Consider the following 10,627-nt stretch of genomic DNA (forward strand, 5'->3'; position numbering starts at 1 on the left):
CACTGGCCGCTTCCGTGAAGGTGCCGTTATCAAGCCGTTAGTTGCCCGCCACGTTGCTGATACTTGAAAAATGATCATAAAACGGTCGGCTCGGGCAGCTCTGAGCAGGAAATACGCGGCCCAGCCGGACACCGGTGCCCGGCGTAGGCTCGGCTTCTGTGAGCTTCCCCGCGTCTGCTCCCGTGCTGTCCGACGTCCGTCGCGCGCTGGCCGTGTTTGCCCATCCGGACGATGTCGACTTCGGCTGCACAGGCACGATTGCCGGCTGGGTGGACGAGGGCGTCGAGGTCGCATATCTGATCATCACCCGTGGCGACGCCGGCGGCTTCGACGACACCGACCGGGCCGAGATACCCCGGCTGCGCGAGGCGGAACAGCGGGCCGCAGCCGCCATTGCGGGCGTGCGGCAGGTCGACTTCCTCGACGGGTACCCCGACGGCACGCTGACCTCGACGCTCGCGCTGCGCCGGGACATCGCCGCGGCCATCCGCCGGTTCCGGCCCGACCGGGTGTTGACCAGTTCGCCGCTGCGCCGCTGGGAACTGCTGACCGGGCCGAGCCACCCCGACCACCTGGCCGTCGGGGAGGCCACCACCTGCGCCATCTACCCGGACGCGCGCAACCCGTTCGCGTTCCCCGAGCTGCTGGCCGAGGGGCTGGAGCCGTGGGTGGTACGGGAGGTCTGGTACGCCGGCGGCCCCGCCCCGGACCACGCCGTCGACATCACCGACCGGTACGACCGCAAGGTGGCCGCGATGCGCGCCCACCACTCGCAGACCGCCCACCTGGACGTGCCGGCCTGGATCCACGACCGGCTCGCCGCGGTCGCCGCCGACGCGGGGCTGCCGCCGGGCCGGCTGGCCGAGGCGTTCACCGTCCTGCGGACCACCTGAGCCTCCGGCCGACGCGGCGGGGTGGCCCGGTGCGGTGGCGAGCCGGATCCGACCGTGCACACTGCACCGGCCCCGGCGCCACGCGGAGCGCGGGGCCGGGGCCGGTGGTGGAACCGGAGCGGATCAGGCGGTGAAGCGGACCTTCCGACGGCGCACCATCAGGACGGCCACCGCACCCGCGGCGAGCAGCAGCACACCGGCGGTCGCCGCCGTCGCGATCGGCGAACCGGTCAGCGGCAGGCCGCCACCGTTGCTCGCCGGCGAGGTGGACGGGGCCGGGCTGGCCGGCGCCGACGGCGAGGACGAGTCCGACGGGGTGGCCGACGGGGTGGCCGGCGACGGCGTCGCACTCGGAGCCGGCGTCGAAGGCGACACGGACGGCGACGGGGCGGCGGTGAAGTCGGCCGCGGCCCGGGCGGTGACCGTGGCACCGGTGCTGCCACCGAGGATCAGCTTCTGCGCCTTGCCACCGGTGAACAGGAACACCCGCCCGAACGAGACCGAGTCCTGCGCGGTCAGCGTCACGGTGACCGTGCCGGCGCCCTCGGCGGCCAGCCAGAACTGCCCGCCGTTGGTGGTCGTGGTGACCGGCCTGCCCTCGGCGTCGACCGCCGCGCCGCCGGTGGCCGCGACGGTGATGTCACCGGCCGGGCCCTTGACCGTGAACGGGCCGGCCTTGCCGCCGACCGTGGCGGTGGCGCTGGCCGGATCGACGGACAGCTCGGCCCGCGGCTCCGGCTGGTCGGTGGCGTGCGCGACCAGGTAGTCACGGACCCCCTTGACCACCTCGTACTGCTTGGGCGCGAGCAGGCCCTGCTCCCAGTCGCCCAGCTCGATGCCGTCACTGAAGTGCCAGACGGCGGTCTGGGTGCCGAAGTAGAGCAGCGTGTCCAGCCGCTTCTTCTCAATCTTCGTCGGCGCGGTGACGCCGGCGGCGGCGAGCAGCGCGGTCGACTCGGCGTTCGGGTAGCCGTGGGTGAGCACCCACTGCACCCTGCCGAGGTCCTTCACCTGGGACTCGTCCCAGGTGCCCTCCTCGTACTTCCCGTTCAGCTTGACGCTGGTGTGGTAGTCGATGCAGAACGCCGGCACCAGCTTGCCGTCGATCCGCAGCGCCAGCGCCGACGTGGTGCGCTGCTTGCCGTCGAGCTTCAGCGCGACGCTGCTGCCCTCGACCGCCTTGGCCACACCGGTGGCCGGGCCCTCGGCGGCGGCCGGGCCGGCGACGCCGAGCGCCAGCGTGCCACCGGCCATGGTCGCCAGAGCGACCCGCGCCCCGAAGGGCGGCGTTCGCCGCGTCTGTCCTTATTGTCGGGGAAGAGGAACAGATCACACGAGCCGGCGGTCCGCCGCCCATCGGGACAGTTCGTAGCGGTTGGACATCTGGAGCTTGCGCAGCACGTTCGACACGTGCGTCTCCACCGTCTTGATGGAGATGAACAGCTCCTTCGCGATCTCCTTGTACGCGTACCCCCGAGCGAGCAGCCGCAGCACCTCCCGCTCCCGGTTGGTGAGCTGGTCCAGCTCCGGATCGGCCACCGGGGCGTCCGGCCGGGCCGCGAAGGCGTCCAGCACGAACCCGGCCAGCCGAGGGCTGAACACCGCGTCACCGTCGGCGACCCGGCGGATCGCCGCGGCCAGCTCGTCCGGGGAAATGGTCTTGGTGACGTAACCCCGGGCGCCGGCACGGATCAGCCCGATCACGTCCTCCGCCGCGTCGGAGACGCTCAGCGCCAGGAACTTGACCTGCGGATGGCTGCGCCGCATCGCCTCCAGCACCGCGCGCCCGCCGCCGTCGGGCATGTGCACGTCGAGCAGCACCACGTCCGGTCCGGTCGCGGCGATCCGGGTGACCGCCTCGGCCACCGTGCTCGCCTCGCCCACCACCTCGACGTGGGCGCCCAGCTCCGCGCGTACCCCGGCCCGGAACATGGCGTGGTCGTCCACCAGGAACACCCGCAGCCGCTCGGGGCGGGCGTCCGCCGGGTCGAGGTGCTCCATCGACTGCTCGGCCATGGTCATCTGTTCCTCTCCGCTGCGGACGAGTCCCCGGAGATCGGCAGGATCAACCGGACCTCGGTCCCCTCCCCCGGGCCGGACCGGATCTCGGCCCGTCCGCCGTGCCGCTTCATCCGCCCGACGATCGAGCCGCGTACGCCGTGCCGGTGGTCCTCCACGGTATCCGGGTCGAAGCCCTTCCCCCGGTCCCGGATGAAGACGCTGACCTGATCGGGCTCCACCTCGGCGTAGAGCGACACGGTCTGCACCCCCGCGTGCCGGGCCGCGTTCACCAGCGCCTCCCGCGCGGCGGCGACCAGGGCGCCGACCCGCTCGTCGGTCGCCCGGTCGCCGACCACCACCGCCTCCACCGTGATCGCGAAGGTGTCCTCGACCTCGGCCGCGGCCTGCTCCAGCGCGGCCGCGAGGCGCTCGTTCGGCGACGCGGTGGGCTTGTAGAGCCAGTTGCGCAGCGAACGTTCCTGCCCCCGGGCCAGCCGCTGCACCGTCTTGACGTCACCGGCGTTGCGCTGGATCAGGGCCAACGTGTGCAGCACCTGGTCGTGCACCATCGCGGCCAGCTCGGCCCGCTCCTGCTCACGGATGCGCCCCTCGCGCTCCGAGCGGAGCTGGCTGTACGTCCGCCAGAGCACCGGCGCGGCGACAACCCCGACCCCGGCCAGCCCGACCAGCGCGAAGATCACGCCGTTGATCACCGCGTCGAAGTTCTGTGCCGGCGAGTAGACCGCCGCGACGCCGATGATGCCGACCGCGACCAGCACCCCGCCGCCGATGAACCGGAGCACGAACGCCCGCCGGTCGCTCTCCTCGACAACCGCGCCGAGCCAGGGCACCGGCATCGTGTCGCCCCACCGCCGCCGCCGCTCGGGCGCGGACTGGTGCCAGATGACCCCGGCGCCGACCGCGATGATGGCCACCAGCCAGCCGGCGGTGCCCGCCGCGCCGACCGAGTCGAAGACCATCACCTGGATCAGCAGGACTCCGAGCCCGATCCCCACGAACGGCAGGAGCTGGGCCACGTCCCGCCGGGGCGGCACGGCGGTGTCACCGGGCCGCAGCGGCACCACCGCCCAGAAGGCCGCGTAGAGCAGCAGGCCGAGCCCGCTCAGCCCGAGCAGCACCATGAACGCGACCCGCACCCGCAGCACCGAGATGCCGAGGTGGTCGGCGATGCCGGCGGCGACGCCGGCGGCCATCCGGTGCTCGGGGGCGCGGTAGAGGCGTGGGGGCGGGGTCACGATGCTGATCGGAGGCTCCCTGGTCACGGTGACGGGTCGGGCGAGGTCGGTGGATCCGATCGTCACACGCTGCGGCGTACCGCGACCACGGGGACGCCCCCGACATTCCGGCCGCCCGGATCTCAGGGTGGGGTCAGGGTCGGGTCCTGAGGTCACTCGGGCGGACCTGGCAGCAGGATCGAGGCATGACCGAGGAAGCTGCCCCGCCGCCCCGACCCGGGCCGGCACAGCCGGGCGGTTCATCACCGCCCTCACCAGCCGCGATACCCGCCGGCTGGGCCGAGCCCACCCCGTTCGGCCCGCCCACCGGCGCCACCACCGGGTTCGACGCCGGCCCGGCCGCCGACCCCACACCGGGCGCTCCGGGCAGCGGCTACGGGCCCGGTGGCGCGGGCTACGGGCCCGGCGCCGGCTACGCGGCCGGCACCGGCTACGGGGCGGGCGGGGCCGGGGGCATGCCACCCGGGCCGGGTGGTCCCGGTCCGTCGGCACCGCCACCGCCGCTGGGCGGCGCCGGCTTCACCTCGCGGTACGGGCTGGTCCGGCCCCGCGACGGGCGCTACCTGGCCGGGGTCTGCGCGGCCATCGGACGAGCCACCAACACCGATCCGGTGCTCTGGCGGGTGCTCCTCGCGGTGCTCGGTTTCTTCGGCGGCATCGGCATCCTGGTGTACGTCGCCGCCTGGCTGATCATCCCCAACGAGGGCGACACCGCGTCCCCGGTTGAGTCCATGCTCGGGCGCGGCCGGTCCAGCATGTCGCCGGTGACCGTGATCGTCCTGGGCATCCTGGTCGCGGCCAGCTTCGGCTACATCGTCACTGACGCCTTCCGCGCGGTGCTGCTCGGCGCGGCAATCCTGATCGGCGGCGCGCTCCTGCTCAACCGGGACAGCCGCGGGCCACAGCCCGGCACCCCGGGCGGTCCGGTGCCGTCCGCACCGGTCGGTACGCCGTCCGGGCCCGTCCCGCCGGTCACCTGGCCGGCGCCGGCGCACGCCGCCGTGCCGCACACCGGCCCACTGGCCTCGGCACCGCTGGCCGGCGGGGATCCGGCGTACGCCACCGCGGCGCCGGACGCGTCGCCGACCCTGCACGCCCCGGCTCACGGTGCGCAGCCGTTCACCGGCGCGCAGCCGGTGTCCGGAGTGGGCCCGATGTCCGGGCATCCGGCCGCCGCGACGGCTCCGCAGGCCGGCTGGCCGGCGCCTGCCCCCGCCGCGCCCGCCTGGCCGAGCACCGGCACGCCCAGCGGCGGTTGGCCGTCGGCGCCGGTGGCCGGTGCCCCCGCTGCCGGAGTCCCGGCCGGTTACCCGGTCACGCCGCCGGCCCCAGCCGGATACCGCCCTCCGTTCGCGCCGCACGGGCCGTACGCCTCACCGGCCGCGTACCCCCCGCCGAAGCCACCAAAGCCGCCGAAGCGGCCCCGGGAGCGGTCACCGCTCGGCGCGGTGATCTTCTCGCTGATCTTCCTGGCCCTCGGCGTGGTCGCCCTGCTCGACCTGCTGGACGTCTTCGACGTCGGCGCGTCGGCGTACTTCGCCGCCGCGTTGGCCACGATCGCGCTGGGGCTGCTGGTCGGCACCTGGTTCGGCCGGGCCCGCTGGCTGATCGCGCTCGGCCTGGTGACCGCCGCCGCGCTGGGGACGGCCACGGTGGCCGAGTCCTACGACCGGATCCGCGGGGTCGACGGCGCGGTCACCTGGGCGCCCACCGACTACCGTGACGTCGCCGACCGGTACGAGAACAGCTTCGGTGACGCCGTGCTCGACCTGCGCGGGATCGACTTCGCGAAGCGGGACAGCCAGGTGACCGTGGCGATCAACTTCGGCCAGGCGACCGTGGTCGTACCCCCGAACGTGGACGTCACGACGGTGGCCGACGTCAACGCGGGCGATGCCACCATCTTCGGCAACCGATCCGGCGGGCTGGACGGGCGCCTGCGGGAGTCCACCGACCTCGGCGCGGACGGGCCCGGGGGCGGGACACTGCGCCTGTACATCCACGTCAATGCCGGCAACCTGGAGGTGACCCGGTGAAGGCTCACCGTACGGACCTGGTGTCGTTCGCCTTCGGGCTGGTGTTCCTGGGGCTGTCCGCCTGGTGGCTGCTCGCCCAACTGCTCGGGCTCGCGCTGCCGCCGGTCGGCTGGTTCCTGGCCGGCGCACTGATCCTGATCGGGGTCTTCGGGCTGGTCGGCGCGCTGCGCTCCAGCCGGCCGGTCCAACCGGAACCAACCGCTCCGGACGCCGTCACCACCGGGTCCGCCGCGCCGGTTTCCGGTGCGTCCACGCCGACCTCCGGCGCGGGCCTCCCGTCCTGGAACGCCGAACGCTCCACCTGGGACACTCCTGCACCGGGACCGGCGCCGGCGCCGCCGACCGCCGAGATGCGGGCACCGGAGACGCCGACGGCGGAGATGCGGGCACCGGAGACGCCGACCGCGGAGGTGATCCACCCGGCCTGGCTGGCCCACCCGCCGTCGGAGCCGGAAACCACCCCGGTCTCGGGTCAGCGCGCCGACGGGGACGACGAGCCGACCACCGGCCTCCTCGCCGGGTCGGCCGGGGCGGACGCCGACGAGCCGACCCGGGTCGACCACCTGGCGGACCAGCGGGAAGATCAGCGGCGGGAGTCCTGACCCGGCGCCTGCCCGCGCCGACCTTTCTCAACCGTCACGGCGGTGCGGTCGGCGCGCGCAGGCGCATATGCTGGCCGGTGGAGATCTCGCCTCCGCCGGCCGGCCCGTCCCGCCATGGCGGGCCCCGCCGCGATTCCCGTCTCTACCCCGTCAGGAGCCCGTCCGACATGACCCAGTCCCCCGCCGTGCGTACCACCGGTCGGTCCGGTCCGGTCCGCATCGGCGAGCGAGCCGCCCGTACGCTCGTCACCGAGCTGGCCCGGATCAACGATCCCAAGGTCGCCCTCCTGGTCGGCGCGAGCCCGGAGTCCGCGGTGCTGGCCGCGGCGATCGAGGCGCTGCTCCCCGGTGACCGGCTCACCGTGGTGCCCGCCGATTCGTCCGGCGTCACCGTGCTTCGCGAGCACGTCACCGCCCAGGGTCGGTGGGTCGCCGACCGGGTTCGGGTGATCGACTCGCTGGCCGAGGCCGAGGCCGCCGGGGTGGTCATCGCCGGCGAGGCGTTCACCGGCACCGCCGAAGAGACCCGCAGCGCCATCGAGGCCCTGGTCAAGCAGTTGGCCGACGGCGCGGTCCTGAGCGTCGCCACCGCCGCCACGCCCGGCCGGACCACCGGCGCCGCGGCCGAGCTGGCCCGGCAGGACGCCCTCTACGGCGTCGGCGCCGACCTGGTGCTGCGCAACTCGCCGCCGGTCCGGATCTACCGGCTGCGGTTCACCCCCGCCAGCCCGGCCGCGGCCGACCGGTTGGCCCCGGCGCACCGACCGTCGAGCGTGCCGCTGACCCGCGGCATGCACATCGACTCCAACGGGGTGGCCGCGGCGGGCATCACGCTGGGCCTGGCCGTGCTGGCCCGGGTGGCACGTCCCTCGTCCAAGCTCTGGCTGTTGCCGGCGCTCGCCGCCGGGCCGGTCGCCGCGTTCTTCCGCGACCCGCAGCGCGACGTGCCCGAGGACCCGGCGGCCGTGGTCGCCAGCGCGGACGGGCAGGTCCTGTCGGTGCAGCGACTGCACGACGAACGTTTCGGCGACGGTGAGTGGCTGCGGATCGCGGTCTTCCTGTCCGTGCTGGACGTGCACGTCAACCGGGCGCCGGTCGCCGGCAAGGTGGTGGACTACTTCGTCGCCGACGGCGGCTTCGTGAACGCGATGAAGCCCGACGCCGAGCACAACGTGGCCGCGTACACCGTGCTGGACACCAGCCGCGGCACGGTGGTGGTCGCGCAGCGGACCGGGCTGATCGCCCGCCGGATCGTGCAGCGCGCGCCGATCGGCGCGCTGCTGGCGAAGGGCGAGCGCTTCGGGCTGATCAGGTTCGGCTCCCGGACGGACGTGTACCTGCCGGCCGAGGCCGCCGAGCCGCTGGTCGGGCCGGGCGACAAGGTGGTCGGGGGCTCCACGGTGATCGCCCGTTGGCGCTGACCCCGTCAACGAAGGAACGGGGTGCCCGCGGTCCGCGGGCACCCCGTTCTCCTTGCGCGAATCAGGCGGTACGACGCTGCCGCAACCAGAGCACCGGCCCGCTGACCAGGTAGCCCACCACGATCAGGGCGAACGTGAGCCGGATGTCGACCAGTGCGCCGATCACCGGGGCCAGCCAGAGCCACGGCGGTAGCTTGACCAGCCGGGCGAGCTTGGCGTACGGGAAGCTGGAGACCATCGCGAAGGCGAGCAGCGCCACCCCGGCGACCAGCACGGGGCCGGGCACGGGCAGGCCGATCGCGACGGTCACGGCGAGCACAGCGGCCGCCATGGTGGTGGGCACCCCGCAGAAGAAGCGGCCGTCCTTCGGCGAGACGTTGAAACGGGCCAGCCGGATCGCGGCACATGCCGCGACCAGGGCGCAGGCCACCGCCGCCGCGGCCGTCGACACCGAGCCGGCGAGCGAGGCGTAGACCACGACCGGTGCGGCGAGGCCGAACGAGCACATGTCGGCCAGCGAATCCATCTGCGCGCCGAACGGGCTGGCCACGTTGAGCCGCCGAGCCAGCGCGCCGTCCAGGCCGTCGAAGGCGACGCAGGCGATCAGGCAGAGAGCGGCGATGCGCACCTCACCCTGCATCGCCTGGAAGATGGCGAGCATGCCGAGCATCAGGCTGGCCAGCGTGCACGCGTTGACCAGGCCGAACTTCATCCGGCGGGCGACCGTGCGCTCGCCGGGGAGCAGTGGGATCGACCGGGACGAAGCCTCGTCGGCGTGCACCACCGGCGGCAGCGCCGGGCTCACCGGCATGACGGCCTCGATCTCCGACCGACCGATGCCGAGCGATGAGCGGCCGAGGCGGTCCAGGCCGTAGCGGCGGCGCTGCCGGTCGGCGTACCGGTGCTCGGGCAGCGCCATGTCGGTGGTCCGGAGGTCGCCGTCGCGGCGGCCCACACGGACCAGCAGCACCTGGCGCGCGAACGTGCTGCTGCGGCGCAACCGGCCCGCCCAGCGACGCCCTGCGGGGCGCGGACTGTCAGTCGTACGACGCCGGCGCCATAGGGCTCTCGGCACGTTTCCTCCATCACCGGATCGGCTGCCCGCCGCGGGGCGGGTGTCCGGCTGTCTCGTGCCGGACCTTGCGTGACCCGGCAGCCGTTTTGCGGAGTACACCATCGCATAAGGGAACAGGACTTGGCGATAGCTGCCGGCGGTACTTATATCTGACTTAAACCGCACGAACCGCACTCTTGTTCCAGGCCGGGCCTCATCGCCCGTTTCCTCCATCATTCCCGCCATCGACTGTACCGGAGGGTCACCATCACGGCTCGCCGAGCGGGGAGCTATCGACCCGACTGACCGATTGCGGAGGCAGCGATCCCGGTCAACGGCAGGCCGGCGATCTCGGCCGGGGTGAACCAGCCGGCCCGGGCCGTCGAACCGCCGACCGACTCGGTGACCACCGCGTCGGTGGGTACGTCCACCAGCACCCGATAGATCACCCGGACACCGTGCCAGTCCAGCGGCCGCCCCTCCGGGCCGAGCGCGGCGGGGTTGTGCAGATTGTCCACGCCGAGCAGCTCCACCACCCGGCCCAGCTGACCGCCCTCCTCGACCAGTTCACGGAGCAGCCCGGTGGTTGGCTGCTCGCCGTGGTCGGTGCCGCCACCCGGCAGGTGCCATCTGCCGGCCCCCGGGTAGCCGTCCGCGATCTGGGTGAGCAGGATCCGCCCGGCCGGGTCGGTGACCAGCCCGTACGCCCCGAAGCGCAGCCGGCGGTCGGGGTGCGCCGGCAGGAACGGCTCGGCGGGCCGGTGGGCACCGGTCGGGAGCGGGGCGACCGGCAGGCCGAGCAGCTCGGCGCTGAACGGTGCCAGCGGCAGGCGGGCCGCCTCGGCAATGGTGACCCAGCGGGCCTGGTCGGTCGGGCCGTCGTCGGCGTCGCGCAGCGTGCCGCCGCGGGCGCTCAGCTCGAACGCCAACCGGTCGGTGTGCAGGGCGACGTCGTCCTCCGGGTAGGTGGTCACGTCGGCGACGACCGCCCGCAGCCGGTCCACCGTCACGGTCAGCCCGGTCTGCCGGGCCACCTCCCGGAGCACCGCGTGCTCCGGATGCTCGGCATGTGCCACCGCACCTCCCGGCAGCCGCCACACCCCCGGAACGTCGCCCCCAACCCCTTCCCGAACCGCCAGAACCCGCCCCGAGTCCCACAGAACCCCGTAGACCCCCACACCGCGCCGCAGTTCCATCCCGCTCCCCGCTCCCCCGCCATCACCCGTCGATCATGAAGTTATCGCCGTCCATCTCGGCGCGTCCTGACAATAACTTCATGATCAACGCGGGGAAGGGGGGCCGGGGGCCGGGGGTGGGCGGGAGGTGCGTTAGGTGAGTTGGGCGGCGTGGACGGCTTCGGCGGT

Annotated in this window: 8 protein-coding genes and 1 pseudogene; 4 read left to right on the top strand and 5 right to left on the bottom strand. The window is 73.8% G+C overall.

Translation table 11 applies throughout. The features are described 5' to 3' along the window. The first annotated feature begins 158 nt into the window (after positions 1 to 158). Entirely contained in the window at positions 159 to 893 is a 735-nt protein-coding gene (locus tag KBX63_RS29000; RefSeq protein ID WP_307871875.1) for a PIG-L deacetylase family protein, read from the top strand. 123 nt (positions 894 to 1,016) lie between these two features. On the opposite strand, the gene KBX63_RS29005 is transcribed toward KBX63_RS29000, so the two are convergent. The 3 genes from KBX63_RS29005 to KBX63_RS29015 all read right to left on the bottom strand — a co-directional run bounded on the left by KBX63_RS29005 (position 1,017) and on the right by KBX63_RS29015 (position 4,177). Continuing rightward, positions 1,017 to 2,147, bottom strand: a complete 1,131-nt coding sequence (locus KBX63_RS29005) for a thioester domain-containing protein (protein ID WP_210916733.1) — start codon at positions 2,145 to 2,147, stop codon at positions 1,017 to 1,019. Positions 2,148 to 2,222: 75 nt separating this feature from the next. Next, a complete protein-coding gene (locus KBX63_RS29010) occupies positions 2,223 to 2,909 on the bottom strand; it encodes a response regulator transcription factor (RefSeq protein ID WP_172899192.1) in 687 nt (228 codons plus the stop codon). 2 nt (positions 2,910 to 2,911) lie between these two features. After that, a complete protein-coding gene (locus tag KBX63_RS29015) occupies positions 2,912 to 4,177 on the bottom strand; it encodes an ATP-binding protein (protein WP_210916749.1) in 1,266 nt (421 codons plus the stop codon). Between the two features lie 428 nt (positions 4,178 to 4,605). Here KBX63_RS29015 and KBX63_RS29020 point away from each other — a divergent pair, with 428 nt between their 5' ends. The 3 genes and pseudogenes from KBX63_RS29020 (at position 4,606) to KBX63_RS29030 (ending at position 8,209) form a co-directional block, all read left to right on the top strand. Beyond that, positions 4,606 to 6,186, top strand: a complete 1,581-nt coding sequence (locus tag KBX63_RS29020; RefSeq protein ID WP_247663580.1) for a PspC domain-containing protein — start codon at positions 4,606 to 4,608, stop codon at positions 6,184 to 6,186. Beyond that, a pseudogene (locus KBX63_RS36545) lies at positions 6,183 to 6,413 on the top strand (hypothetical protein); the annotation flags it as partial. The gene KBX63_RS29020 and the pseudogene KBX63_RS36545, both read left to right, overlap by 4 nt. Before the next feature lie 542 nt (positions 6,414 to 6,955). Further along, positions 6,956 to 8,209 (top strand): phosphatidylserine decarboxylase, encoded by a 1,254-nt coding sequence (locus tag KBX63_RS29030; RefSeq protein WP_210916735.1) that lies wholly within the window; start codon positions 6,956 to 6,958, stop codon positions 8,207 to 8,209. Between the two features lie 61 nt (positions 8,210 to 8,270). On the opposite strand, the gene KBX63_RS29035 is transcribed toward KBX63_RS29030, so the two are convergent. Both KBX63_RS29035 and KBX63_RS29040 read right to left on the bottom strand, forming a co-directional pair. Next, a complete protein-coding gene (locus KBX63_RS29035; protein ID WP_210916737.1) occupies positions 8,271 to 9,209 on the bottom strand; it encodes a phosphatidylcholine/phosphatidylserine synthase in 939 nt (312 codons plus the stop codon). Between the two features lie 344 nt (positions 9,210 to 9,553). Next, positions 9,554 to 10,459 (bottom strand): NUDIX hydrolase, encoded by a 906-nt coding sequence (locus KBX63_RS29040; protein WP_210916739.1) that lies wholly within the window; start codon positions 10,457 to 10,459, stop codon positions 9,554 to 9,556. Between the last annotated feature and the right edge of the window lie 168 nt (positions 10,460 to 10,627).

It is taken from the genome of Micromonospora sp. U21 (assembly GCF_018070045.1).
In the GTDB taxonomy this organism is placed as follows: Bacteria; Actinomycetota; Actinomycetes; order Mycobacteriales; family Micromonosporaceae; genus Micromonospora.

What these genes read in the sequence shown, in the direction of transcription:
- KBX63_RS29005 (WP_210916733.1), bottom strand. Translation starts at nt 2,147, where the DNA reads ATGGCCGGTGGCACGCTGGCGCTCGGCGTCGCCGGCCCGGCCGCCGCC.
- KBX63_RS29010 (WP_172899192.1), bottom strand. Translation starts at nt 2,909, where the DNA reads ATGGCCGAGCAGTCGATGGAGCACCTCGACCCGGCGGACGCCCGCCCC.
- KBX63_RS29020 (WP_247663580.1), top strand. Translation starts at nt 4,606, where the DNA reads ATGCCACCCGGGCCGGGTGGTCCCGGTCCGTCGGCACCGCCACCGCCG.
- KBX63_RS29030 (WP_210916735.1), top strand. Translation starts at nt 6,956, where the DNA reads ATGACCCAGTCCCCCGCCGTGCGTACCACCGGTCGGTCCGGTCCGGTC.
- KBX63_RS29040 (WP_210916739.1), bottom strand. Translation starts at nt 10,459, where the DNA reads ATGGAACTGCGGCGCGGTGTGGGGGTCTACGGGGTTCTGTGGGACTCG.